The organism is Candidatus Saccharibacteria bacterium (assembly GCA_016699895.1).
Classification (GTDB): domain Bacteria; phylum Patescibacteriota; class Saccharimonadia; order Saccharimonadales; family Saccharimonadaceae.
This window is the reverse complement of sequence record CP064991.1, coordinates 497,131-522,056: the sequence shown is the minus strand read 5'-3', so window position 1 is coordinate 522,056 and position 24,926 is coordinate 497,131. Positions and strand designations below refer to the sequence as shown.

Below are 24,926 nucleotides of genomic sequence, written 5' to 3'. Positions count from 1 at the left end.
AAGTCTAATATACTAGATCATTAGCATAGGACGACCACCAGACACTTGATGTCTGGTGGTTTTATGTTCGTTTAGTTGCATAATTTACAACTTTGCCCGGATCTCGGCGATGGTATCACGCAGATCGGCGGCTTTTTCGAACTCTAGATTAGCCGCAGCTAGTTCCATTTGTGCCGTTAGATCACGGATCAAACCAGCATATTCGTCCTTTGGAATCTTTGCTAGGTTGAGTTTCGGCTTGTCGTCCCGAGCAGGAATAATAGCGCGCAAACCCTCGTCAATCTTTTTTGCAATTGATGTCGGGGTAATATTATGTTCCTGATTGTAATGTTCCTGAACCATGCGGCGATTATTGGTCTCATCGATAGCACGGCGCATCGACCCAGTTATATTGTCAGCATACATAATCACTCTACCGTCGAGATGACGAGCGGCACGACCAATCGTCTGGATCAGCGCCGATTCAGAGCGCAGGAAACCTTCTTTGTCGGCGTCAATAATTGCCACTAACGATACTTCGGGCAAATCCAAGCCCTCACGCAGCAAGTTGATACCGACTAGCACGTCAAAAACACCCTCACGCAGTTGTCGCAAAATGTCGCTGCGCTCCAGTGTATCAACCTCGCTATGAATATAGGCAGTTTTGATATCAAGTTCCAATAAATATGCTGATAGATCCTCGGCCATGCGTTTGGTGAGAGTGGTGACTAGTACGCGCTGACCTTTCGAGGTTCGATCACGAATCTCAGCAACGAGATCGTCGACCTGATGCTGGCTAGGACGCACCTCGATCACCGGGTCCAATAGGCCAGTCGGTCGAATGACCTGGCGAATCGGCTCGGGCGAATGTTGCAATTCATAGTCAGCTGGAGTCGCTGAGACAAAAATCATTTTATTGATATGGCGTTCAAACTCATCGAATCTCAAGGGGCGATTATCGAGGGCACTTGGCAGCCGAAAACCGTAGTCAACGAGCGTTTCCTTGCGCGCGCGATCGCCGTTATACATGCCGCGCACCTGTGGAACAGTCATATGCGATTCGTCGATAAACATCAAAAAGTCGTCCGGGAAATAGTCGAGTAGCGTCGCTGGCTGTTCGCCTGGTTCACGATTGGTCAAATAGCGTGAGTAGTTTTCGATGCCTTTTACAAAACCAGTCTGTTCCAGCATTTCGAGATCGAATTTGGTTCGTTGCGCCAGACGTTGCGCCTCGAGATATTTTTGATTCTTTTCAAAATAGGCCAATCTATCGTCGAACTCAGTGCGAATCTTTTCGATCACCCCCGCCATACGTTCGCGCGGTGTAACGTAGTGACTGGTCGGGAAGATCTTAACATCATTTGGCTGGTCAATGACCTCGCCCGTTAGTGGATCAATCCGCACAATGCGTTCAATATCGTCGCCAAAGAATTCTAATCGGACGGCAATTTCGCTGCCGCTCGGAAAAATATCGATTGTATCGCCACGTACGCGAAAGGTTCCGCGCGCAAAATCAATGTCGTTACGATGATACTGGATATCATTGAGATGGCGAATAAATTTGTCTTGTTTGTAAGGCTGGCCAACCGATGCTTTGATCGACATGTCGGCATAATCAGCCGGTGAACCGATACCATAGATACAGGACACGCTGGCCACGATAATCGTATCGCGCCTCGTCAGTAGCGCCGAGGTCGCCGCATGGCGCAAACGATCAATTTCCTCGTTGATCTTTGAATCCTTTTCGATATAGGTGTCGCTGCTCGCAATATAAGCCTCTGGTTGATAATAATCAAAATAGGATACGAAATAATGCACCTCGTTGTTCGGGAAAAATTGTTTGAATTCACTAAATAATTGCGCAGCGAGGGTTTTGTTATGCGCGAGCACTAGCGTCGGTTTCTGCACCTGCGCAATGACATTGGCCATCGTAAAAGTTTTACCTGAACCAGTTACACCCAGCAATGTTTGAAACTTCTCGCCACCCTCTAGTCCGTTCACCAGTGCAGAAATAGCTGTAGGCTGGTCACCCGTCGGTTTGAATTTAGTATGAAGCTGGAACTTGGACATCTTTATATTATACGCCAAAAATGCTGCGTTTGATCTAGTAATTAGCTGGTCGGACTGTGATGTTCATGTCTTTTAGTCCGTCGTAGCTACGTAAAATGCCGGCTTTGGCACCAATCTTTTGTACTACGGAATCACTGTTAGCGGCGCCGTATATCAATGCCTTTTTTAGCCCCAACCCTTTTGCATAGGCCAAAACAAATGCCGACCCGAACGAATCACCAGCGCCAGTGCGATCGATGACTCGCGATGATGGATTGTATAATCCGGAACGAGCAAACGAAGTTTTGTCGATGGCAACCGCCCCATTTGAGCCATCAGTTCCTACGACAACTGGACAGTAACTATGCGCCCGTCGTACCAGCTCCTCTAGTGATGCACCGCTGAAGCATTTTGCCAGCTCTTCTTTGTTAGCGAGCAAAATATCGACATCAGCCAGTAACGGCTTCAGCTTGTCCGGTCGAGCCAACTCACCCTGACCAGGGTTGAAAGCAATCTTGCCACCGCGCGCTTTTATTTGATCGAATAGTCTCGACAAAATCTCAAAATGACCATTGAGGCTTGAGACATACGCCCAATCAAATTGCGTTTCGACGTTATTCAAATCAAAGTTTTCGGGATGAAAATGAGTGCTAGCGCCACGATACGTCAAAATTGTTCGCTCACCACCAGGTGCTAACAGCAGTACCGAATAGCCTGTGTGGTATCGTGATGAATATTTGGCATGCGTCGCGTCAATTCCCTCCTCGTCGAGCATATGCATAACAGCCGCACCGGCTGGATCGTGCGCAATTTGTCCCAAAAATATCGCGTTTTCGCCAGCCCGGACAAACGTCGTAGCTGCATTCGTAGCCCCGCCACCAGTTGAAAAATCAATTCGATTGACATTTACTTTGTCACCGAGTGGGATATTGAAAAAACACTCCTCAGGGCTCTCACATACTGGAACAAATTCCGAAGAATGCGACAAAAATACATCCTGTACGGCCGAGCCAACACAGAGAAATGTTAGCGGTTTCGGGGTGGCCACCTAGAGCACTGCCTTTCCTGCGCTACCAAAGGCCGATATTTTTTCCTCAACCACCTTCTGCACTTCGTCGCGCACTGTGTTCATCAATTTCATAACGGCATATTGATCAGGATTCTCACGCAATACCCGTTCTAGCGTCGTCCGATAAGCAATCCTGAGATCGCTATTAACGTTAACCTTGCTCACGCCGATCTGAGCGGCCGATTCGAAATAATGGAGCGGCGTACCGGAACCACCATGTAAACTGATATTACAATCGATCGCCTGGCGAATAGAGCCTAGGAGTTCGAGATCCAGTTCCTTTGGTACGGGATATTTACCGTGCAAGTTCCCGACCGCTGCCGCAAACGTATCGATACCCGTCGCCTCGACAAATACACGTGAGCCATCTGGTGTCGAGAACGTTTTCTTGATTTCTTCGTAATCTATAGTTTCAGTGTGCAGATTAGACGATCCGCCAAAGTAATGTGGCTCACTCTCGATGAGAGCGCCGGTAAATTTAGCATATTCTACAACTTCCCTAGTAGCCCGAATAATTTCCTCGTCACTAGCGTCATGATTAGCCTGACTAATATCGATATGGATGAATTCATAGCCAACATCAATTGCCGCTTTGGAAGCCTCGACCGTTGGACTATGGTCGAGGTTAATATACATTTCAATGCCCAGTTCCTCACGATAGTTATCTACTAAATCGCGCATATTTTCGAGCCCCATCGCCTGGGCTTCCTCGTGACTAACCTCGACGAGTACCGGCGAGTTTAATTTTTTAGCTGCCGCTGCAATAGCCCGTAATGTTTCCTGATCGTCAACATTAAATGCGCCGACAGCAAAATGCTGCGTTCGGGCACGCTGCATTAAATGCCGCGCTCGCAGCGTCCGCTCTCTGATCTCTCTAATTGACATATTCCCTCCCGAGGTTTGAATTTATGCTTATATTGTAGCACTTTATCTGGACTGGGACAAAAATTCTGTGATTGTCTGCACCATTTTATCCGCAGTTAGACCATAGTAGTCGAGTAGTTCAGCCGCCGTCCCAGATTGACCGAACTGATCGTTCACCCCAATTCGTTTCATTTTAGTTGGCAACTGATCACCTAGTAACTCGGCAATCGCCGAGCCAAAACCACCAGTAATTTGATGCTCCTCGATAGTAACAGCGTTGCCCGTTTTCCTCACTGATTTCAAAATTGTTTCCTCATCGAGAGGTTTAATTGTCGGAACATGAACAACCTCAGCCAATACGCCCTGGTGAGCCAACTGATCGGCCGCCAGTAGCACCTGCGCCGTCATAGTACCTGTCGATAATAGAGAAATATCCGAGCCTTCTCGCAACACATAAGCAGGTCCGATTTCAAACGGTGAATCATCAGTCGAGAAAATTGGTGATTTTTCGCGAGCGAGCCGAATGTAGGTTGGTCGGCTATCGCTCGCCACTGCCTGTGCGACCTTTTCGGCCTCAACTGCATCGCCTGGCGCAATGACTACCATATGTGGCAACGTTCGCATTAGCGCAATGTCCTCTAACACCTGATGCGTTGCACCATCTGGACCAACATTCAGACCTGCGTGCGAGCCAACGATCTTGACCGGCTGGTTATTCAGGGCTATAGTAGTGCGGATTTGTTCCCAGTTGCGACCTGGACTAAACGCCGCATAACTCCCGGTAAACGGAATCTTGCCAACATGCGCCATACCGCTCGCAACCGTCACTAGATTCTGCTCAGCAATTCCGACCTCGATAAAACGTTCCGGAAATCGTTCGGCGAAATGATGAAATTGAACTGATTCTGCTAGATCCGCCGTGAGCGCCACAACATTTACATTATTTTCACCCGCCTGTGCGAGACCTCGCCCAAAACCAGCGCGAGTGGAATCAGAGCTGGTTTCCTCTAGCTTTTTTGGTTTCAATTCGACCCTTCCCTTTCGGTTTAATCGAGTACTTGCCAGAGAAAAATATCATCTAAAGCTAATGAGCAGCTCATTGCCGACCTTTTCCCATTAGCGACACGTCAGAGAAACGCTCTCCTAAATACGAATATCAGTGCGATCACAACCCTCACTATAAACTCTCGCCAATTCCAAAATATTATCAGCCTCCGATTGGGTTGTAATTCAAACGGTCTAAAGCTTAATCACTGAAAAATTGAGCGCTTAATAGGGTATTGGCTCGAGCCCAATCCAGATTGGAATCGCTAGATACAGTATGCCTAATCCCGACAACAAAGCCACGATAAATCCTAGCACTCGTTTCATATTACCTCCAACTGCGCTAATGCGCGATGCGCGACGAGCTTCCTCTTCGTTTGGCGCTTTGCCATGCCAATGGTAATCATTCTCCATGAAATCGACGCCTTTTCCTGGAATCGTGTAGGCGATGATCACTGTTGGTCGTTCGGTAACCGCACGAGCCATTTGACACGCATCGATAAAGTTCTCGATATTATTACCATCAACTTGCAACACATGCCAGCCAAAACTCTGCCACTTGTCGGCTAGCGGCTCGAGCGGCATCACGTCCTCAGTTGCACCGTCAATTTGAATATTATTCCGATCAACAATTACCGTTAGATTTGACAGGTGATACTTGTTGGCAAACATGATCGCTTCCCAGTTATTACCCTCGTCTAACTCACCGTCACCCGTAACAACATACACGTGACGTTTCGTGTTGTGATCGATATTTTTGATAGCATACGCCATGCCAGAGCCTTGGCTAATACCGCAGCCTAGAGGGCCACTGGTTGTTTCGAGCCACGGTAATTTCTCGCGCTCCGGATGGCCCTGGAGACGAGAGCTAAATTTTCGTAACGTCATCAATTCCTCCTCGGGAATCAGCCCAGCTTCGGCTAGTGCCGCATATTGTACCGGTACAACATGGCCAGACGACAAAACAAAGATGTCGCGGTCTGGATCATTCGGATCGTCTCGGTTGTACCGTAAAATATCGAAATATAGTGCAGCAAAAATATCAGCCAGTCCCAAAGGACCAGCTGTGTGACCGCTACCAGACGCCGACAGCATCTTGATAATGTTGCGTCTCATGTTGAGCGCATGTTGTTTAATCTCGCGAAGTGTCGCTGGATGCATGCTCATATTTTAGCATAATTTCTTTCAAGCGACGCGCCACGCTATTAATTGGAGCCTGAATCTTGACCTTGGGCAGAGCTTGTTTTATATCATTTTCAATAGCTAAATAATGCGTGCATCCTAAGACAATCTCATTGACCCCTTCAGCTCTAGCCTGGTCGATTATTGGCATCAGATCGTTTTTAGAGAAACTACCCTGTTCAATCTTTTCGGCCCACGTCGAACAATCCGGCTCAATAACCTGACTATTTTTAGCCCAACGTTGTTTCAACATTACATATTTATTAGAGTGCAGCGTCGAATCAGTTGCGAGCACCATGATTTTGGCATGTTTTGTATCATGCGCCGCCGGTTTTATAGCAGGTTCAAAGCCAATAAAGTGCACATCTGGATAACGAACGCGAAGTGTACTAATGGCCGCTGCAGTTGCAGTATTGCAGGCGATCACGATAATTTGACATATCGGCAGTAATTGTTGAATCGCCCTGTCTGTTAATCTAATGATCTCATGTACAGTTTTATTGCCATATGGCAAGTGAGCGCGATCATGCGCCGTGATAAATTCGACATCAGGAAAAAATTTTGCTAGTTGCTCGGCAACAATTTCCCCGCCTAGGCCACTATCAAAAACTCCGACTTTCATAATATAGTTGTAATTATGTCGCATAGATGTAAATATGATACCCTCGGATCGTCTGATTTAACTATCGCCGAGCCAACGTTAATCGCGTCGATACCAGCATGTGCAATCTGTGCTATATTATCGAGATTCGCACCACCATCCCAAGCGATTTCTGCGCTAGGGTTAATTGACTGAATAGCAACGACTTTGTCTAGCTGACGCAGATCCGCCTCGCCACCTTGATAGCCCAAGTGCCCGCCAAAGATCAAAACTTGATCAGAGAGCGCAATAATTTCCTTCACATCATCTGGATTAGTTTCGGGCAGTAATGCCACGCCGACTTTGATTTCGAACTTGTGTAGGTGCTCGAACATACGCGGCAGAACGGTCTGCGATTCATCACTCTCTGCATGGAAAATAACTAGATCAGGCGCTAGTGCAACGATCTGATCCAGCCAATCAATCGGACGACGCAGCATTAGATGTAGGTCAATTTGATGTAACATATCAGATCTGTCCCAATAGACTTGGTTTAGATTGATCGTTTGACTCGGCGCAAAATCGCCATCAGTAATATCAATGTGAAGCCTAGGGGCAAAACTCGCTAGCGTTTCCATCTGCCTAGTATATTCATCTGGCGTATAAGCCGTGATAGTCGGGATAATTTCTGCCATAAGCCTACTCTTTTGTAACAGATAAAGCCTTTGCTATTACTTCATCATCTGGCGGCATGACATTATGGCTAGCAAAATCATCTAGCCCCACCCATGAAAATGCATCATGTTCTTCGCTAAGCGTTATGTTTTCATCAAGCGGTTTACATAGCACAAATAAAGCAACAATGTGGTTCTTTACATCATGAATAGTTGGCCACCACTCGCCAATGTGAACTGGATCGCCAATTTCAATATCGAGACCGGTCTCTTCGTGAACCTCGCGGCGCAAACCGTCAAAAAATGATTCTGCGGCTTCGATCCTTCCACCAGGAATTCCCCATTTTCCAATATTTGTGCCTTCTGCATAGGTTGAAGCTTCTCGTAGTATCAAGACTTTACCATCTTTCACGATAACAGCCCTGGCGGCAACGCGTAGATTAACTTCGGACTGGCTCATGACTCCATTGTAGCACAAGAACTTTATGAGAGTTCGTCGAGTTCGCGGTTGCGCCTCACAAAACGTGCAGCAGAGCTAAACTCGGTACCGAGGAACGTATCAACGATGTCTTGCCAGTATTGGTCGTCATCGTTCTCGAGCGTTCGGGCCGGCAAAGACAAGACATTAGCATCGTTATCATTACGACCCCAACGCGCATCATCGCTGGTTGCAGCGACAATCGCACGGACGCCTTTGAACCGGTTTGCGGCCATTGCCATACCCTGACCACCGCCACACAGTAAAATTCCCCTGGCGTCGCTATCGTCGCCGATAATTTTTAGAGAGACTGCAGCTGCAAACTGCGGAAAATCGTCATTTTGATCAAGCTCTTTACTGCTGACGTCTTCGACCTCAAAGCCGCGTTTTTGTAGATAAGCAAACACTTTGTTCTTTAGGTGAAAGCCCTTGTGATCAGCACCGAGATAAATTTTCACCGTTTTATTGCTCCAATATTTTTGCTACATCAGCAGTTAGCTCGACGAGGCGATTGCTGTAGCCCCACTCATTATCATACCAGCTGACGACCTTTACCAAGTCACCATCGACGACATCAGTCAGATTCAGGTCGACAGTACTCGAGCAGGAATTGCCAATGAAATCGCTCGACACTAATTCCTCGTCGGTCACGTCCAAAATACCCTGGTAATATGGTTCACTAGCTGCCTTGCGCATAACTTCATTAATTTCCTCTTTGGTAGTGCGGCGTTTCAATAGGACAACGAAATCTGAGATGGAAACGACCGGTGTTGGTACGCGCAGGCTCAAGCCGCCAAATTTACCTTTGAGCGACGGGATCGTTTCGGTTGCGGCAATCGAGGCACCGGTCGAAGTTGGCACGATATTCACAGCAGCTGAACGCATACGGCGCGGATCGCTATGTGGCGAATCGAGTAGTCGCTGATCCTGGGTGTAGGAATGAACTGTCGTCATCATGGCTTTTTGAACACCGAAATTATTTTCGAGCACCGCCATCACCGGAGCAATACAGTTGGTCGTACACGAGGCGTTACTGACAATATCACCGGCCTCGCCGAGTTTGTCGTCATTGACACCGATCACGATCGTCTCGGCACCTTCACCTTTGGCTGGAGCGCTGATAATGACTTTTTTGGCACCAGCATCGACATGAGCCCTGGCTTTGGCTGGATCAACAAACAAACCTGTTGATTCGATGACGACATCGACACCCAAATCACGCCATGGCAGTTCGGCTGGATCTTTGACTGATAAAACTTTGAAATGTTTGCCGTCAACGATGACGCCATCGTCATCATAACTCACCTCGTGATCATAAATTCCGTAGGTGCTATCGTATTTCAATAGATGCGCTAGAGATTTGTTATCCGTCAGATCATTCAAGGCGACAATTTCGATGTCGTCTCGATTTAGTGCAATTTTAAATGCGTTGCGCCCGATTCGTCCAAAACCATTAATCGCTACTTTGGTTGCCATTATCCCTCCCGTTTCGTTAATGCTTTTATTTTACCATCTCGCTAGAGTCAGTGCAAGCGAAGCAATGCTATAATTGATGCATGCGTAATGCAGAATTTGGTCGCCTATCCAAAGAGAAGTTCAAGAAGAAGTCGGACCTCTCTCGCCTTCAGGCCGCACTCGAATTCGCCACGGAAAAGCACGCTGGTCAAAAGCGTCTCAGTGGCGAGGACTACATTTCGCATCCGATCGCTGTTGCTAATATCCTCATGGAATGGGATATGGATATCGATACTGTTGTCGCAGGATTGCTCCACGATGTCGCCGAAGACACCGATGTCGATCTGTCTGAGATTGCTGATCGGTTCGGCAAAGATATCGCGCTCCTCGTTGATGGTGTAACCAAAGTTTCAGCAGCTCGCGCCGGTCGTAGCGACATTACCACCTATTTACCAGCCACCAAAGACAATCTAACTAAACTCCTAGTTGCTACCGGGTCTGACGTACGCGTTATTATTATTAAACTCGCCGATCGACTCCATAATCTCCGAACGCTAGAGTATCAAACGCCAGAGAGACAGCTAAAAAAAGCTCGCGAAAGCCTAGAGGTGTTTGGACCACTCGCGGATCGTCTCAATATGGGTCGTGTTCGTGTCGAGATCGAGGATATCAGTTTTCATTATCTGGCGCCGAAACGCTATAACAAATTACGCAATGAAATAGATCAGCGACTCGATGCTTCGAAAAAGAAACTCGACAAAGTCCGTAGCGAAGTCAAGGCCGAACTAAACAAAGAGAAATTACGTTTTGAAATGGATGGACGAATAAAATCCGTTTATTCGCTCCATAAAAAGCTGCGCAAACGCCAAACCCTGGATGACGTCTACGACCTCATCGCACTGCGAATCATTGTTGACGATATCCCGACCTGCTATTTGGTACTCGGGCTACTCCATCAACTCTACACCCCACTCGTAGGACGAATCAAGGATTACATCGCCAGGCCTAAACCGAACGGCTATCAAGCCTTACACACTACCGTTGAAACTCATCAGGGTCAGATCGTCGAATTTCAGATTCGGACTCGCGACATGCACGAATATGCCGAGCGCGGACTTGCCGCGTCATTCCACTATAACGAGAATAAATTAACCGAGGTTTACCAAAAAGGCGGCCTGGCTCCACTGCCAGTCGATCTAATGTGGATTCGCGATCTCCAAGAAGCCGCTGCCCGACTCAGCGCTGGCGAAAAAGTCGACTTTGACGCCCTAAAAATCAACCTGTTCGGCGATCGAATCTTTGTCTACACACCGCGCGGCGATATCTTTGATCTTCCGTCCGGTGCACTACCCCTCGATTTTGCCTACCAAGTTCACTCCGAACTCGCCGCCAAGGCCAGCGGCTTCCGTATCAATGGCAAGATCGCGAAATTTGATACTGAATTAAAGTCTGGCGATGTCATCGAAGTCCTCACCCGCCGCAACATCTTGCCGAATCTAGGTTGGCTCCGTAAAATTACGACGCCACACGCTCGCAACAAATTACGCTCGCAGCTACGTCGAGAGAATATCGATGTAGCAGTCAAACCAGCCGCTCCCCAAGCCAAAAAGATGCCGTGGCAACGCAGCCGAGTCAAACCAAAACCCACCAACAAAGCCGATACCAAGAAAAACTAGATGTTAAAAATGGTCGGATGAGACACGATATAGTCGACTGCTCGACGATGCACTCCTGAATGTAGGTAGTTATTGCCAACAACCTCTGCTATCGGAACCCATTCGAAGCTTTCGTGCTCCCAGCTCAGACTGACCGTCGGTGTGTGATCAAGTTTTAATAGATAGACTAATCGAGCCTGGGACCGCTCACCGTGCTTGCGATAACTCGTTTCAGCATAGGCAAGCCTAGCCTGATTAAACGGAGCTTCGATACCAGTCTCCTCAAATAATTCGCGTAATGTTCCAGTTGTTACATCCTCCTCTACCGCCTGATCGCCCACCATGCCACCTGGCAAATCGGTCTGATGCGATAAGTCTGGACGATAATCTTCACCAGGAATTCGCTTCCACTCGGAACGACGCAGCACTAATAGCTGGTTCTTTTCGTTGAGAACCAAGACATTTGTAACGGTGAAATAGACGTTTTGGTTGGCTAATACTACTGGTTCGTCCATCGCTCCTGGCTCTCACGAATAATTTGTTTAGCAGTTTCGATATCTTCCCAGCCCTTGACGACAGTAGAGCCTGGTTTTTTCAGATCTTTGTAGTGGGTAAAGTGATGCTCGATCTGTTTGATAGTTTGCTCGGACAAATCCGCCAGAGTCTTGATAGCGTTACCTGTACTACGATCATCGGCCGGTACGACAACTACTTTATCATCAACCTCACCATCATCGACAAATCGCATCACCCCAATAATATGAGCTTCGAGATAAACGCCGGTTGGCAATGGTTCGTCAGTAATTATTAGGGCGTCCAGTTCGTCGCCGTCCTCGTCGAGGGTCTGTGGGATAAAGCCGTAATTAGTTGGCTTTGCAAAAATTTTTGGCTCGACTCGATCAATCGTAAAAACTTTTAGATTACGTTTCCATTCGATTTTGTTATTTGAGCCAGCCGGAATTTCGACAACTACATTGATGATGCCACCATCAACATCGCCAGCATCTAAAACTTGATTCCAATCCATATGAACCTCCTATTATTAGAGAATTATTTTATCTACTAGCTAATAGTATATCACAAACTGGTGGCTTGTGCGGCGTCGTCGCCAGTCAGAGTGGCAATTTGTTGCTTGGTGTCACGTTTGAAAGCTTGGACTTCGTCGTAGAGCTGGGAAGCCTCAGCAGCAGCGGCTTCTGATTGCTGTTTCGCCTCATTCGCTCGCTCCATGACTTCGCGAACTAGTTCACGAACGTCTTCGAACTTCTCGACTTTGTTATCCGTTGGTGGTTTCTTTAGAAACTCACTTGCTTCTTCTGGAATGGTTATGTCCGGCAATTTTTCATGGATTGATTTGTCAACCGAATCAAGCATTTTTTCGATAGAATCAGTAGCTCGCGACAATGCTTCGTCGTATTCGGCGGTGTAGGTTTTGATAAAATCAGTTTTCTCGACATCCTCAACAGGAGCTGGCACTGGTCCTGGTGCAACTATAGCATCTGGAACGGATGTTATTTCGGGTTGCACGGCTGGCTCTGGGATAAATGGTTCAACAGTTGGTTCGTTTGAGTCTTCTGGCTGCCCCGCCTCTTTGGCCTCTCCTACTACAGTTGAATCGTTGGTGGTAATAGTTTCATTAGGAACAATAACGTCCAAAGGATCAAGGCTAACTGTCGATTGATCATCACTAGGTGTGGCGGTACTATCGTCAGTCGATACTGAGGCTGCTCCGCTAGCATCATCGCCCAGCAAACTATTGACGTCAACGACCGGAGAAGAACTAGCGCTCGCGTCTACATTAGCTGTTTCGCTGCCATCTGAATTTGGGCTAGCTTCGTTAAACATTCCTGAAATATCCATTACCCACCTTTCTTTCTATTATCTCCATATTACCACAAGCACCTTGCCGGTGCAACACTTTTTTATGCTAGGCTAGGTGTTTTTGCACAAAGCTTTCGAGCTGTGTAATAATATCTGAATCGTTAGTTTCGAGAGCAATTTCCCTAGTGCCGAGCCAGACTCCGCCGCCCGCAAAATTATGCGATCCGGTGATGGCCACCTTTGAGCTATTAGGCATGGTGCAAATAATGAATTTGCTGTGAATGTAATTTTGCCGACTATAATCAGTTTCGAGATTCGTTTTCCAGCTGCTAATCCGAATAAAAATAGCATTCAAGGACTGACTTTGTTGCCAGGGATTAAAATACAATTTGGTTGGCTTGTTTTTTAACAGATCAGCTAATTTACCGGTGGGACAATACTGTGAGACATAAACAACCGATTTGGCATCTTGCACTAATTGTTTGGCTCGTCTATAAATGATTGAGTCGCGAGCTCGACCACCGTCGATCAAAACTTGACCATGTGGAATACTAAAATGATAGCTGTGGTATTTGTTCCTGGTCTTGTTGGCCCTGATGATGCGATGATATTCTCGCACCAAATTGTCAGCTAGATCATGGTTGTCGAGCCGCAGCATAAAGTCCGTATTATTGACACCTTCGTCGTATAAATTGATACCGCCAAAAGTATAGACCGTATCATCAACCACTAGCCACTTCGAATGCGTTCGGCCAGAAAACAAGAACGATGAGTCAGTTCCTAGCCAGTTGATTTTTACGTCAACTGATCGCAGTTTCTTTTTCAACGTTTCGACAGGTTTGATCTTGTGGCTGCGCGACGTCTTGAAGCGCAAATGTCCGCCAATTTCCGAATACGTAAAGATATCAGCCGCTAGATCGACCTTGACCCCGCGCGTTTTAGCCGTGATGATAGCGTCGAATAAATCATCTGTAGTGTCATCATAGCTTGCAATCATGGTCATTAGACAGATACGCTCCTTGGCAGAACCAATAACCTTTACAGCATCCTTGGTGTATTCATTACTGGCTAATAACTTTGGGGCTTTGGTTGATTTCATATTAGTATCACGAATTAACTATGCTAACGATCTGAACGATGAAACGTAGTGGTGTGTTAGCTGGAATCGTGTCGCCAGAACCAGTTTCACCGTACGCCAAGTCCGATGGAATGGATAGGTAGTAAACTCCGCCAGCACGTTTACCAACTAGGCCCTCTACCCAGCCATCGATGATTTTCGATTTTGCTAGCTCAAAACTAACCGACGAGGCATCGCTGCCTTCGGATTTTGTGCTATCGAAAATAGTGCCGTCTGGCAACCAACCAGTGTAATTAGCTGATATCGTGTCGCCTGCTTTGACAGTAGCACCCGTGCCCTCGACGAGAGTTTCGACTGTTAGTTCAGTGATATCGCTAGCATTAAATGCCGTCACTTTATCGGCGTAGCCATCGAGGGCACGCAGGTTAGCTTTGGCTTCTTCTTGCTGTTTCAGATAGGCTTTATATTCGTCGCTTTCTAGGTATTTCTGGTAGGCTTCTTGCTGTTTTTTGGCAGCAATAGTATTAGGATCGACATCCGAATTCTGTCCGGCAAACACCATCACGAAAAAGGTCAACAAAGTGCCGAGACCCATCACGATAGCTATGATCCAAATCGAAACCCGCTGCCAGTTGGTTGTTTTTGAGTCGTACTTCTTGTTCACCATGCGTCTCCTTTAGATTACTTTCGCGTTCAAATCTCTCGTTACTGCATCTGTCAATTTTGCCATTACCGTCGCAATCTCGTCACCGCTCAAGGTTCTATCGCTGGCAGTAAATGTCAGGCGGAACGATATATTCTTGGTCGTATTGTCATCGCCTTGATACATCGACAAAGGTTCGACATTTATGGCTAGGTCAGTTTGCGCAAAAGCATTCGTGATCACGTCTATCACCTGTTTATAGGTCATGTCAGCCGCCACCTGCAAGGTCAAATCACGTTCGACACTCGGATATTTGCTCAGCGGTTTATATGTATTTACCACTGTCTGCGTTTCGAATAGCATGTCGATGTTCAGCTCGAGCACTGCGGTATGATCTGGCAATTTAAAGGCTCGTCGAACTGATTGTTTCAGTTCACCAATGACGCCGATAATTGTACCGTTAGCGATAGTTAACGCACCGGATCGTTTCGGCTCGAAAGCATTTGCTCCGTAATCGCTAACGTCAGCCGATAATGGTTGAATATAGAGATCACCACGTCCGATAACGAACTCAACAATTTTTTTCATTTGATAGAAAATCGAGCTATGTTTATCTGCCGGATCCTTTGCAACGAGTACCGCAGATAGCATGTGGATTTCGGCCGGGACTTCTGGTTCCGCCTCGTCCATACGGTCTTTGGCATGAGTTTTACCGAGCTCAAATAACAAGAAATCATCGTAGCCGGCCCGGAAATTAGCAGTTGCTTTGTCGAGAAGCCCGGGGAATATATTCAGGCGATAATGTTGCAGTTCGGGACTGATAGCGTTAGTGATGCGATAGGCGTTCGTAGGATCGCTACCGACTTTTTCGATTAGGGCGGCTGGTACGAAACTATAGGTCAGGACTTCATTGCCTCCAGCTCGAGCTAAACTGCTGCGCACATTATCGCGGAATAAATCAAATTTACTCGGCGCCGTAGCAGTAAAATCTCGTGACGGCAGGGTTGGCTCAATAGTGTCGTAACCATTGACGCGGCCGAGGTCCTCGATCACGTCCTCTTTGATGTGTATATCCGTGCGCCACCATGGAGCGGTCGCACTAACCTGTCTGTGATCCACCATGACATTGACGTATTCTAGATTGTTTAACGTAGATGTAATGGTTGATTGCTCATAATCTGTACCCGTCAAGACGCTGGCGATCTGCGATTCAGATATCGTCAACCGAACTGGTTCTGTCGGAGCGGGATAAGCATCTGCAACGTCGCTCGCCACTGCTGCACCCGTTTGATCCGCAAACATCTGGGCCGCCTCCGCCAAGACGGGCGCGGTTAGCGCAGCTGGTTGACCTTTGGTGAAACGCGTGATGGCTTCGCTAAAAATACCGTGGCGGAACTGGGTACCTCGCAAATTGTATAAGTTAAAAGTTGCGCTCTCTAGAAAAATATTTTTAGTAGAATCGTCGATCTCAGTTTCGCTACCGCCCATTGCACCAGCCAGGGCGACTGGTTTTTGGTTTTTTTCACCAGCTGTAATCACAATGTCTTCTGGGTCCAGCTCAATCTCACGGCCATCGAGCAATGTCATCTTTTCGTTATTGCGACCCGATCGCACCACGATTTCCGGGTGATCACTACCGCTCACCTGCAATAATTTATCATAGTCAAAAGCGTGGAGCGGCTGACCCGTCACCAGCATCAACCAATTCGTAATATCGACAGCCGCGCTGATCGGGCGCATACCACTACGCGCCAAATAGCTGCTGGTCAATATATCGCTCCGCGCCGAACTATCAACATCGGCCAAAACTACTCCTTGATAACGAGCGCAGATCTTTGGATCGGCAATAGTCACCGTAGGCTGTTGTAGACCGGCCGTTTTTGAGAATTTGGGATCAAGCGTTATTAACCAATCCGGCGAGGTAAACTTTTCACCTTGGATCGCAGCAATCTCACGCGCTAAACCGATCAAGCCAAAACAATCCGGGCGATGGGTCAGTGATTTATTTTCGATATCAAGCAAATAGTCGTTCAGTTCGTAAAGCTCGGCAAATGAATCGCCCGACTCAGCTGCTCGATCAATTTCCAGAATGCCGTCGTGCTCGTCCCATAAAGCCAGCTCACGCGCCGAGGCAATCATGCCGTTACTCATGAAGCCACGTAGTTTTCTCGCACCCAATACGAACGGTTCAGCCGTGCCATAGGTTTCCGGCACTACCGTATTCGGTGGTAGCCACGCCACTAATAATCCAACTCGCACATTTGGCGCGCCGCAAACCACCTGGATCAAACCATTTTCATCGCGCTCAACATCTTTTCGCACGCCGCCATCGTCGATTTTGCAGAGATTTAAATGATCAGAATCGGGCACCGGTCCAGCTTCGATTACTTTTGCTACGAGAACGTCTTGGTATTTAGTGCCGAGATCAATCACCTCTTCGATTTCAACTAATCTCGCGCCGATCAATTCCGCTAGTTCATCAATCGGACGATTGATGGCGACATATTTTTTTAACCAATTTACTGAAACTATCACGATTTGCTCCTTTGCACAGAAAAATGATTGTTACTGTCGAGATTATCAATGACGTATTTTACATAATCAGGTATATTATCCGGCAGCTTATCGATATCGAACCACTCTAGCCCGCCACATTTTTCCGGTTCAGCATTGACGAACTCACCACGCCAATCGTTGCACGTAAAGAAGAAGTCGATATATTCATCGCCTTTGTCATCTTTCAACCTATGCATGACATGCGCAAAATTGAGATCTTTTGGTTCTATATCGATCGCCGCCTCTTCCTTGGCCTCACGACAAAGAGCTTCCTCAACCGTTTCGTTGCCATCAACATGACCAGATACTAGACTGTAATTTCCATCCATCCAACCGGTATTTTGTCGCAGAGACAACAAAATCTGATTTCCTTTCATAGGAATCAAATAAACAGCGCTCTTTAATCGGAATCTCTCTGTCGTCATTTGAACTCCCGCAGGAAAGCTAGTTTACCAGATTCAAAATGACGTAGGTCCTCGATGCCATATTTCAACATAACTAAACGTTCCAGACCGCCGCCCCAGGCAAAGCCACGATAGTTATCTGGATCGATATCGGCCGCACGCAAAACATTCGGGTGAATCATACCGCAACCCAGCATCTCGAGCCACTCTTTGCCGCTGCCGCCTAAACTAGCTGGTTTTTCAATTGCAAATTCCAAACTCGGCTCGGTGAATGGAAAATAGCCGGGCTGCGTTTTGGTTTTGAGCTTTTGACCATAATAAGCCTCAAAGAACGCCTGCAACGTCCCGAGCATCTGGCTCAAACTAGCTGTAGACGACACAAACACACCTTCGCATTGATGAAACGTATGCTCGTGCGTCGCATCGACATCCTCGTTGCGAAACACTCGGCCGTAGCTAATCGCGGCGATTTGACCGCCACTCTCTAGTTTGTCGCGGCCAGCCCGTAAAATGCGATTCTGCATGGTCGAAGTATGCGCCGGCGGAATAAAGCCCTCTTCGGTACGAAATGTATCGTAGCCATCGCGCGCCGGATGTCCGGGTGGAAAATTGAGGCTCGTAAACATATGAAAATCATCATCGATCTGGCGCGACTCAACCGCCTCAAATCCCATGCGGGTAAAGATATCAATGACATTCGAGATTTCGCGCGACAGCGGATGAACGGTGCCGTTTTCCGTCGGTAATAATTGCGGTTTTGTACCATTAATATCAAACGGTGCCGTGACGTCAATTGGTTCAACTGTCTGGTCTAGGGCGGCGTTTTCACGCTCGATAATTGCCGCCTCTAAAGCTTGTTTTAGCTCGTTGATCTGTCGTCCAAACTCACCACGCTGTTCGTTTGGTAGTTTAGGAATCTCGGCATAGAGGGCTTTTAGCTGACTATCTTTTAATAGCTCGCGCGGATTATCTCGCTCCCTAGCGCGCTCTAATAAACTAGCCCTAACCTCATCAATATTCATAGATCGATTATACCATTAATTTATCTTTTTCTGAAAGGCAGCTATCTGATTATTTAGGTCATCACGAACCTCGTTGAGCCAAGTACCATTACCGGAAATGACCGCGGCCATAGGGCTAGCAATAGAGTCAAAATCACTGGCCGCGAGAAGGCTCTCACTCAGGCTATCAGCAGCCGCTATGCTATCGGTTTCATCAGGGAACTTGCTGGCAATGAGGTCTCTATATTTTTTGACCAAGGTTAGCAAATCGCCATTTACGATATTTTTACCTTTTAGACCATCATTATATTCACCGACTAGTTGGTTATGTATATCTAGCACCATGACATAGTTTTTAAGGGCGACAAATATTTTTTGATACTCACCCTGCAATGAATCGACTTTTTTATAATCGCTACTGAGCAAGCCGCCTAGCCAGACCGAGCCAAGCTCCACCGTAGCACCAGCGTCTTTACCCTTGATCACATCATTGACCTGGTTCGCGGCGTCCGCACGAAAAGTATTGACGGCGCTCTTTGCCATAAACATCAAACAGATGACACCCGCGACTAGGAGCCCGATTACAGCCAGGCTAATAATGCCAATTTTAGCTTTACGATTTATTTTAAATGCCAATTGATACCTGCCCTTCTTGTATAACATTAAAATCTAACTCGTCATCACCATAATCGCAATTATAATACCGAATACGGCGACGCCGATTAATCCCCAAACCCAGGCCAAACTCGTAGTTGGTTTCAGATCTTTCATATATGCACTGTCGTCACTATCGTACGTTGGCGCCTTGACATCGCCGCCGACTAGCTGATTTTTCATCTGCTTTTCGCGCAGTTCCGCGGTAACACGTTTTTGGAGATCAGATTGCTGCTCTAGATCTTGACCATTCAATATGATTGCCATAAGAATATTGTAGCACTTTTTTGTTTTCCTGTGATACAATGTTTTTTGTAAACTTATGTAAGGAGGGTTAATGGCTACAAAAAAAGCCTCGTCGAAGAAACCTACTTCGACAAAAAAGTCCGTTGCTGCAAAACCAGCGGCGGTAACAAAAGTTACTGCAAAAAAATCTAGCGAAGCAAGCACTACTACAATCAAACCTGGTGCTTTGATTGCTGAGCTGCTCGGTACGTTCGTACTAGCTGGAGCTGTTATCAGCCTAGCCGCTAACGCCAATTTTGGTGTTGTCGGTATCTCGCTGATCTTGGCTATCTTGGTAGTTGTCTTTGGCGCAATTAGCGGCGCACATTTGAACCCAGCTATCACGATTGCGCAATATGTTAACCGAAAAATCGGTGGACTCAAAGCTCTCACCTATGTCGTATCGCAAGTCCTAGGCGCGATCCTAGCTCTCGCGATCTTAGCTGGTGTTTCCAGTGCCAACTGGGACTACAATGCAGCCGTTAAAACCGCTGTCGAGAATGCTGGTGTTTCTAGCTCCGCTATCGAAACAGCTGGTGGTATCGAAAAATGGTCTGAGACCTACGGTGGTATAGAGGCCGTAGCCGCACAGGTCGGTGTCGAAAACAAAGCACCGGAAACTTTCACTGTCTCAAAAATGGCCAGTGGTAAAGAATGGGTCGCATTCCTAACTGAGATCCTGGGTGCTCTCGTCTTTGGTCTCGGTGTTGGTTACGCAGTTTTTGGCAAGAGCAAAAGCCGCATCGAAGCCGGTCTAGCCGTTGGCTTAGGTCTACTAGCTGGTCTAGTGATTGGCGGTGCAACTGTTATCTTGAACCCAGCCGTAGCTGGTGCTATCGGTGGCTTCCACTGGGCCAACCCATTCGGCGCTGACGCTGGCGTTTTCTGGTGGCCAGTGCTGGTCTATATCGTAGGCACAACTGTCGGTATGACAGCAGGTGTAACAGCCTATCGTTTCCTAGCAAAAGATGCCGAACAGGCATAAGACGATTTATCACTCGTCAAAAAATCGCCTCGAAAGAGGCGGTTTTTAGTTTGGCTAACGTACATTAGACGTCGCTGCGCGGCTTGTCGATTAGCATTGGATCGACCGAGGTCTCACCGCCGGCGATCTTGACAACATCTTTGTCGACCTTGGCGAACTCTTTGTGAGCATTATTAAAATGATTGACCGTCGTACCGAGACTGCCACCGAGCTTGCCCAGGTATTCCTCGTATTTGCGTAGATGCTGCCCCAGCTGTCCAACGCGAACTTGGATCTCCTTGGCCTGTTCCTCGATTTGCAAACTGCGTAGACCTTGTAATACTGTTTCGAGATATGCCATGAACGACGTCGGGCTGGTGATAATGACGCGTTTATCGCGAAACGCATATTCGATCAAATCGCGTGAGCTACCGCCCTGACCGACGTTATTGATCAATAAATCATAGTATAACGCCTCGCTCGGAATGAACATAAATGCAAAATCCATCGTGCCTTCACTCGGTCGAATGTATTTGGCTGTCTCGTCGATTCGACCTTTTAGATCGGTTTTAACTTTGTTGAGCAGACCAGCTCGCTCAGTCTTGTCAGCCGCCTCGATAAAACGATTGTAGTTTTCGAGTGAGAATTTGCTATCGACTGGCAAGATTTTACCTTTGTTTAGAAAGATCACGGCATCCACAATTTCGCCGTCTTTGAATTTGTATTGCGCCTGCCATTGGTTTGGCGGCAAAATATTTTCTAGGACGCTGGCTAGATAATATTCACCGAAAACACCGCGTTGTTTAGGATTTGAGAGGATATTCTGCAACGTTTTTAGCTCGTCCGCCACGTCAACAACCCGTTTGTTGGTCTCATCGAGCTTAGTGAGCCGCGCACTAACATCATTAATAATTTTCGAACTCTCACTCAATTGGCGATGGACGGAATCTTGCGTTTTATCTAGTCGCTCATCAAACGTTTTACGTAGATTATCGCTCAGCGCGCCGATATCGCGCCGCAAATTCGCTAGATCATTCTGCAAAAACTGGTCTGTCTGATCCGATTCTTTCCTCGGTTTTTTGGCGGAGATAAATAGACCGACTAGCGCGATGATAATGATAACTAATAGAGCAACAATAAAGTATTCCATACCTTCTATTGTACACTAACTAATGCTATTTAAGCTCGAGCGAGTAGCCAGAAGGCGATAGTCAAGGCAACCATCAAAATAATCGCTAGGAGATAACGTTTGACCGCGGCAACCAGTGCGAAAAATAGATACAGCAAAGCACCAAAGATTGCTGATAACAATGTCGCCAAGATTGCCGAGCGGCTATCGAGGATAAACCACAGAGCGCCGAGGCTCACAAAGGTCGCAAGAGTTACTAAAACTGGTCGAAATACTCGAGCAGATACGAGTAGTGATACGGCGACTGACCCGACAATAATCAGACTCATGACAAATGCGGTTGACCCGGCATTAGCGCAAATACTGGCTGTATCTGGCGTACGACAAAATAGCGGCGACAAGACCCATGATTCTAGGATCAGTCGGAGGATCCATACTAGCGCTCCGCCAGCTAGCCCAATAATAGCTAGCCTAATCGCCTCGCGACGCGGCAACACTCTAGTAGCGCGTGGCTTCTCGACTTTTACCGTCGAAAAATCAAAATCTTTCCATTCATCTGGCTCAGAAGTACCACTAGATGACACCATAGTCTGACTCATAATGATATTATTCTATCATATGTTAGAGGTTTGCGCAAATACGCCGTATATTCGTCCCTAGGTTGGTCGCACGTCTTTTACGCCAGACACCATAAAGCCTGTCGCGCCGTATGATCTAGCCGTCGCCACGGCGGCAGAGTTCGGGCAAATATGCCCCATCATTCGTTGACCATTCGTCCTATATGCCGCCAGCGTATCCCAATCCGATTGTGAAGCTGTATAATCCATACCGATCAAGGTCCATTGGTTAACTGATGGCGCCGTTAGAGATGGCAAGTCGCTAGCGTAAAAGTAACCCCATCGCTCATAACCACGGTTAGCACAAGACGTGGCAAAGGAATTAGTACCCGGGCCATACGCTTTGCCGACAAATCGCTCTTTGCCACCATATGAATCGAGGATATTGAGCAGTTCTTCGCGATACGTATTAGCATATTTCACATCAACTACAAATAAATGCTCAGAATAAGCCTCCAGAATATCCTGTAATCTGGCATACGGTCGACTAGGCTGTGATGGGTTATTCGTAGCCATACTTCCTAAAATCTGATAGCCTTGGACCTGTGACCATGTCATCGTCGATGCTGCACCTAGCCCAGTAGTACCGCTCGTGCGATTGATATCTTGGTCATGCAACCCAAACCAAACACCGTCAGACGTCCTCGCGAGCGACAGCTCGAGACAGCCATACCCGAGTAGAGCCGACTGACCATAGGCAAACGACGACATCTCTGGAAAATCACGGCTACCACCGCGATGTGCCCAGTAAATTTCGTCTTGGGCTAACATCTCAGAAACATTGTGATAGCGCGCCACCATAGCCCTCATATCACTAACCTGCGACAAAACACCACCTGTATCACCTACTCGTACTTTTACATCAGTCAGAATATTGCCCGTATCACCGATCTTTGCCGTAAAATCTGGAGGTGTCGGAGTCTCAGAGCCAGCTGCTCCGATGGCGATTGACAACGCTGCGGCTCCTGCCACAACAGCCCAAGTTATATCCGTTTCTGTACGACCAACAGTGTTTGTTGAACCAATTAATTCACGACTACCGACATACATATATGTTCTAGAACTTGTAGTATAGTCGCCACCGGTTACTACTTCAGCTAGTGTAGAGAAATTATCCGGATACTTGGTAGGTACATGATTATTTCCAGCCGAAAACTCACTGCCTCCAAATTCTATAACCAGCGACGGATCGTGCGCCAGGTACGAAGGAATACCACGCCCACCAGTAATAGATAAGCCATATCCATCATAAAAAGATATCGCGTCCGAATCCCCGCCACGAACCAGGAACATAGCTCCGACTAAACGAGCACCAGTCGCTGTAGTAAACGTATACGATGATGGCTCTGTGCCTATCACCTGATGAATATAAAAACCATTTAACCTATAGCCAGACGAACTTGCTACAAACGCTGTTCCAATCCTAGTAAAGCTTGCGTTCGCCCAGTCTTCTGTAGCTGTTGGACTCTGCGAACGTAGTGCAGCTATTAATAAATCGCCAGTTTGATATCCACTAGGAACATTTAATGTTAGCGATCCGCCTCCCGAAGCATAGGCTGTAGAGACAGCTCCAACGATTTGTGGTGCATCACTGTTCCCACCTACTGCTTCGGGCGTAAACCAAATATGTCCTGCTATACCATTATTAGTCTGAGTATTTGGATATGTCCAGGTTGTATTATTCGATACACCTGCCGTAGCTATTGTCTTGTCGGCAATATTTATATTTCGATCGTCGCCCGCGGGATACGCTCCGTGATATTGCTTGGTCATGCCATTATCGACTATGATCTGACTATCTGTCTCTGCGGCAAGTGTTCTCTCGGTAGATATTGAAACTACGACACTATTATCGACTGTTGTGGTCACGCTAGGCGCAACATTCGTAGTGCTCGTGCCATGACCATTACGATCCCAAAATACTCCACTAAATGCATCTGCAGCGCCCCTATACCATACCATGTGCCAACTAGTTTGAATACCAGTACCATCTAGCGGCCAGTCATAGCTAGTCTCACCGGCTTCACGCTTTTTCATCCATACACCAGTTTCAAAAGCCCCCGCGCCCGTCGAATAGCCAAAAGATCTTACTATCGTCCATCCCGATAGGTCGCCAGGTACGTTCGTATCACCCATGCCAGATCCACCTATCATGACTAATATCATCCAGTCTCCCACATTACAAGCGGCGCCTCCTGATCCACCACCTCCGAGGTTTGGATTTATATTGACCGTAGAGACATTACTGCCTGTAGCACCATAGCGATAACCGCCAAATGTGACCGCCATTATTATGACCTCACTACATATAATGTGCCATAAACTGGAGTAGTTACCTCGGCGAACGAATCAACGACCTGTACTGGCCTGTTGCGGCAAGTGCCGATTGAGCAGTGGCTGTATCAGGAGCGGTCAAAACGGCTCGTCCGACAACTGAGGAGTCACTGATTTGCGATCCGGCAGTATGAGTATGTGAGGTTGCGCCTTTAGAATCCAATGCCGCTGTAATCCGGCCCCCCCGCCCCGCCGCCCCCTCGCGCCCCCCGGGCCGGGCGGCCGTCGGGCCCCCCGGCCGGGGCCGGGCCCCGGGCCCCCCCCGGTCCAGGGAACCGTTGCCCAGTCAACCTTGGGCACCGGTTGCCCTGTAGTTCCGGTTGCCCCTGGCCCCGGAGGACCTGTGCACCTGCCGCCCGGGTACCTTGAGCACCGGTAGCACCAATTGAACCTGCGCCGTCGCACCAATAC

Annotated in this window: 25 protein-coding genes; 2 read left to right on the top strand and 23 right to left on the bottom strand. The window is 47.5% G+C overall.

Annotated elements, in window-relative coordinates; translation table 11 throughout:
• Window positions 1-84 precede the first annotated feature (84 nt).
• The 10 genes from uvrB to gap form a co-directional block, all read right to left on the bottom strand.
• On the bottom strand, window positions 85-2,049 hold the full coding sequence (uvrB, locus tag IPL44_02800) for an excinuclease ABC subunit UvrB (protein ID QQS17213.1): 1,965 nt from the start codon (window positions 2,047-2,049) through the stop codon (window positions 85-87).
• 34 nt (window positions 2,050-2,083) lie between these two features.
• Entirely contained in the window at window positions 2,084-3,076 is a 993-nt protein-coding gene (locus tag IPL44_02795) for a carbohydrate kinase family protein (protein QQS17212.1), read from the bottom strand.
• Window positions 3,077-3,934, bottom strand: coding sequence for a class II fructose-bisphosphate aldolase (locus tag IPL44_02790; protein QQS17810.1), 858 nt, complete (start codon window positions 3,932-3,934; stop codon window positions 3,077-3,079).
• 90 nt (window positions 3,935-4,024) lie between these two features.
• Window positions 4,025-4,987, bottom strand: coding sequence for a transketolase family protein (locus IPL44_02785; GenBank protein QQS17211.1), 963 nt, complete (start codon window positions 4,985-4,987; stop codon window positions 4,025-4,027).
• Between the two features lie 243 nt (window positions 4,988-5,230).
• Window positions 5,231-6,166, bottom strand: a complete 936-nt coding sequence (locus tag IPL44_02780; protein QQS17210.1) for a transketolase — start codon at window positions 6,164-6,166, stop codon at window positions 5,231-5,233.
• Window positions 6,138-6,809 (bottom strand): aspartate/glutamate racemase family protein, encoded by a 672-nt coding sequence (locus tag IPL44_02775; GenBank protein QQS17209.1) that lies wholly within the window; start codon window positions 6,807-6,809, stop codon window positions 6,138-6,140. Before IPL44_02775 ends, IPL44_02780 begins: the two co-directional genes overlap by 29 nt.
• Window positions 6,806-7,462: a hypothetical protein gene (locus IPL44_02770; GenBank protein ID QQS17208.1), complete on the bottom strand. Its 657-nt coding sequence runs from the start codon at window positions 7,460-7,462 to the stop codon at window positions 6,806-6,808. Before IPL44_02770 ends, IPL44_02775 begins: the two co-directional genes overlap by 4 nt.
• 4 nt (window positions 7,463-7,466) lie before the next feature.
• Complete coding sequence (locus IPL44_02765) at window positions 7,467-7,901, bottom strand: NUDIX hydrolase (protein QQS17207.1); 435 nt, start codon at window positions 7,899-7,901, stop codon at window positions 7,467-7,469.
• 23 nt (window positions 7,902-7,924) lie between these two features.
• Complete coding sequence (locus IPL44_02760; GenBank protein QQS17206.1) at window positions 7,925-8,377, bottom strand: RpiB/LacA/LacB family sugar-phosphate isomerase; 453 nt, start codon at window positions 8,375-8,377, stop codon at window positions 7,925-7,927.
• A 4-nt stretch (window positions 8,378-8,381) separates the two neighbouring features.
• Entirely contained in the window at window positions 8,382-9,395 is a 1,014-nt protein-coding gene (gene gap, locus IPL44_02755; GenBank protein ID QQS17205.1) for a type I glyceraldehyde-3-phosphate dehydrogenase, read from the bottom strand.
• Window positions 9,396-9,475: 80 nt separating this feature from the next.
• Here gap and IPL44_02750 point away from each other — a divergent pair, with 80 nt between their 5' ends.
• Complete coding sequence (locus IPL44_02750) at window positions 9,476-11,050, top strand: bifunctional (p)ppGpp synthetase/guanosine-3',5'-bis(diphosphate) 3'-pyrophosphohydrolase (protein ID QQS17204.1); 1,575 nt, start codon at window positions 9,476-9,478, stop codon at window positions 11,048-11,050.
• Here IPL44_02750 and IPL44_02745 read toward each other — a convergent pair.
• From IPL44_02745 to IPL44_02700, 10 genes are all read right to left on the bottom strand, one after another.
• Window positions 11,047-11,544 carry an NUDIX hydrolase gene (locus tag IPL44_02745; protein QQS17203.1) on the bottom strand — a complete coding sequence of 166 codons (498 nt, stop codon included), beginning with the start codon at window positions 11,542-11,544 and terminating at the stop codon, window positions 11,047-11,049. The genes IPL44_02750 and IPL44_02745 overlap by 4 nt on opposite strands.
• Window positions 11,529-12,056, bottom strand: coding sequence for an inorganic diphosphatase (locus tag IPL44_02740; GenBank protein QQS17202.1), 528 nt, complete (start codon window positions 12,054-12,056; stop codon window positions 11,529-11,531). Before IPL44_02740 ends, IPL44_02745 begins: the two co-directional genes overlap by 16 nt.
• 50 nt (window positions 12,057-12,106) lie before the next feature.
• Window positions 12,107-12,889, bottom strand: a complete 783-nt coding sequence (locus IPL44_02735; GenBank protein ID QQS17201.1) for a hypothetical protein — start codon at window positions 12,887-12,889, stop codon at window positions 12,107-12,109.
• 67 nt (window positions 12,890-12,956) lie between these two features.
• Window positions 12,957-13,949 carry a phosphatidylserine/phosphatidylglycerophosphate/cardiolipin synthase family protein gene (locus tag IPL44_02730; GenBank protein QQS17200.1) on the bottom strand — a complete coding sequence of 331 codons (993 nt, stop codon included), beginning with the start codon at window positions 13,947-13,949 and terminating at the stop codon, window positions 12,957-12,959.
• A 7-nt stretch (window positions 13,950-13,956) separates the two neighbouring features.
• Entirely contained in the window at window positions 13,957-14,595 is a 639-nt protein-coding gene (locus IPL44_02725; protein ID QQS17199.1) for an FKBP-type peptidyl-prolyl cis-trans isomerase, read from the bottom strand.
• Between the two features lie 9 nt (window positions 14,596-14,604).
• The gene (gene pheT / locus IPL44_02720) at window positions 14,605-17,106 is read right to left on the bottom strand and encodes a phenylalanine--tRNA ligase subunit beta (protein QQS17198.1); all 2,502 of its coding nucleotides are present in this window, start codon (window positions 17,104-17,106) and stop codon (window positions 14,605-14,607) included.
• Window positions 17,103-17,552 carry an NUDIX domain-containing protein gene (locus IPL44_02715; protein QQS17197.1) on the bottom strand — a complete coding sequence of 150 codons (450 nt, stop codon included), beginning with the start codon at window positions 17,550-17,552 and terminating at the stop codon, window positions 17,103-17,105. Before IPL44_02715 ends, pheT begins: the two co-directional genes overlap by 4 nt.
• Window positions 17,549-18,553 carry a phenylalanine--tRNA ligase subunit alpha gene (gene pheS, locus IPL44_02710; protein ID QQS17196.1) on the bottom strand — a complete coding sequence of 335 codons (1,005 nt, stop codon included), beginning with the start codon at window positions 18,551-18,553 and terminating at the stop codon, window positions 17,549-17,551. The genes IPL44_02715 and pheS overlap by 4 nt, the downstream gene beginning before the upstream one ends.
• A gap of 15 nt (window positions 18,554-18,568) precedes the next feature.
• Complete coding sequence (locus IPL44_02705; GenBank protein QQS17195.1) at window positions 18,569-19,168, bottom strand: hypothetical protein; 600 nt, start codon at window positions 19,166-19,168, stop codon at window positions 18,569-18,571.
• 33 nt (window positions 19,169-19,201) lie between these two features.
• Window positions 19,202-19,453, bottom strand: coding sequence for a hypothetical protein (locus IPL44_02700; GenBank protein ID QQS17194.1), 252 nt, complete (start codon window positions 19,451-19,453; stop codon window positions 19,202-19,204).
• A 70-nt stretch (window positions 19,454-19,523) separates the two neighbouring features.
• Here IPL44_02700 and IPL44_02695 point away from each other — a divergent pair, with 70 nt between their 5' ends.
• Window positions 19,524-20,456: an aquaporin gene (locus tag IPL44_02695; protein QQS17193.1), complete on the top strand. Its 933-nt coding sequence runs from the start codon at window positions 19,524-19,526 to the stop codon at window positions 20,454-20,456.
• Window positions 20,457-20,520: 64 nt separating this feature from the next.
• On the opposite strand, the gene IPL44_02690 is transcribed toward IPL44_02695, so the two are convergent.
• From IPL44_02690 to IPL44_02680, 3 genes are read right to left on the bottom strand one after another with little or no spacing between them, the layout of a single operon-like run.
• Window positions 20,521-21,585 carry a DNA recombination protein RmuC gene (locus tag IPL44_02690; protein ID QQS17192.1) on the bottom strand — a complete coding sequence of 355 codons (1,065 nt, stop codon included), beginning with the start codon at window positions 21,583-21,585 and terminating at the stop codon, window positions 20,521-20,523.
• Window positions 21,586-21,614: 29 nt separating this feature from the next.
• Complete coding sequence (locus tag IPL44_02685; protein QQS17191.1) at window positions 21,615-22,163, bottom strand: hypothetical protein; 549 nt, start codon at window positions 22,161-22,163, stop codon at window positions 21,615-21,617.
• Window positions 22,164-22,220: 57 nt separating this feature from the next.
• Window positions 22,221-24,470: a hypothetical protein gene (locus IPL44_02680; GenBank protein ID QQS17190.1), complete on the bottom strand. Its 2,250-nt coding sequence runs from the start codon at window positions 24,468-24,470 to the stop codon at window positions 22,221-22,223.
• Between the last annotated feature and the right edge of the window lie 456 nt (window positions 24,471-24,926).

What these genes read in the sequence shown, in the direction of transcription:
- IPL44_02730 (QQS17200.1), bottom strand. Translation starts at nt 13,949, where the DNA reads ATGAAATCAACCAAAGCCCCAAAGTTATTAGCCAGTAATGAATACACC.
- IPL44_02700 (QQS17194.1), bottom strand. Translation starts at nt 19,453, where the DNA reads ATGGCAATCATATTGAATGGTCAAGATCTAGAGCAGCAATCTGATCTC.
- IPL44_02725 (QQS17199.1), bottom strand. Translation starts at nt 14,595, where the DNA reads ATGGTGAACAAGAAGTACGACTCAAAAACAACCAACTGGCAGCGGGTT.
- IPL44_02685 (QQS17191.1), bottom strand. Translation starts at nt 22,163, where the DNA reads ATGAGTCAGACTATGGTGTCATCTAGTGGTACTTCTGAGCCAGATGAA.
- IPL44_02695 (QQS17193.1), top strand. Translation starts at nt 19,524, where the DNA reads ATGGCTACAAAAAAAGCCTCGTCGAAGAAACCTACTTCGACAAAAAAG.
- uvrB (QQS17213.1), bottom strand. Translation starts at nt 2,049, where the DNA reads ATGTCCAAGTTCCAGCTTCATACTAAATTCAAACCGACGGGTGACCAG.
- IPL44_02770 (QQS17208.1), bottom strand. Translation starts at nt 7,462, where the DNA reads ATGGCAGAAATTATCCCGACTATCACGGCTTATACGCCAGATGAATAT.
- IPL44_02740 (QQS17202.1), bottom strand. Translation starts at nt 12,056, where the DNA reads ATGGATTGGAATCAAGTTTTAGATGCTGGCGATGTTGATGGTGGCATC.
- IPL44_02790 (QQS17810.1), bottom strand. Translation starts at nt 3,934, where the DNA reads ATGCAGCGTGCCCGAACGCAGCATTTTGCTGTCGGCGCATTTAATGTT.
- pheS (QQS17196.1), bottom strand. Translation starts at nt 18,553, where the DNA reads ATGAATATTGATGAGGTTAGGGCTAGTTTATTAGAGCGCGCTAGGGAG.
- IPL44_02735 (QQS17201.1), bottom strand. Translation starts at nt 12,889, where the DNA reads ATGGATATTTCAGGAATGTTTAACGAAGCTAGCCCAAATTCAGATGGC.
- IPL44_02780 (QQS17210.1), bottom strand. Translation starts at nt 6,166, where the DNA reads ATGCATCCAGCGACACTTCGCGAGATTAAACAACATGCGCTCAACATG.
- IPL44_02750 (QQS17204.1), top strand. Translation starts at nt 9,476, where the DNA reads ATGCGTAATGCAGAATTTGGTCGCCTATCCAAAGAGAAGTTCAAGAAG.
- IPL44_02765 (QQS17207.1), bottom strand. Translation starts at nt 7,901, where the DNA reads ATGAGCCAGTCCGAAGTTAATCTACGCGTTGCCGCCAGGGCTGTTATC.
- IPL44_02680 (QQS17190.1), bottom strand. Translation starts at nt 24,470, where the DNA reads ATGGCGGTCACATTTGGCGGTTATCGCTATGGTGCTACAGGCAGTAAT.
- gap (QQS17205.1), bottom strand. Translation starts at nt 9,395, where the DNA reads ATGGCAACCAAAGTAGCGATTAATGGTTTTGGACGAATCGGGCGCAAC.
- IPL44_02775 (QQS17209.1), bottom strand. Translation starts at nt 6,809, where the DNA reads ATGAAAGTCGGAGTTTTTGATAGTGGCCTAGGCGGGGAAATTGTTGCC.
- IPL44_02745 (QQS17203.1), bottom strand. Translation starts at nt 11,544, where the DNA reads ATGGACGAACCAGTAGTATTAGCCAACCAAAACGTCTATTTCACCGTT.
- IPL44_02690 (QQS17192.1), bottom strand. Translation starts at nt 21,585, where the DNA reads ATGGAATACTTTATTGTTGCTCTATTAGTTATCATTATCATCGCGCTA.
- IPL44_02715 (QQS17197.1), bottom strand. Translation starts at nt 17,552, where the DNA reads ATGACGACAGAGAGATTCCGATTAAAGAGCGCTGTTTATTTGATTCCT.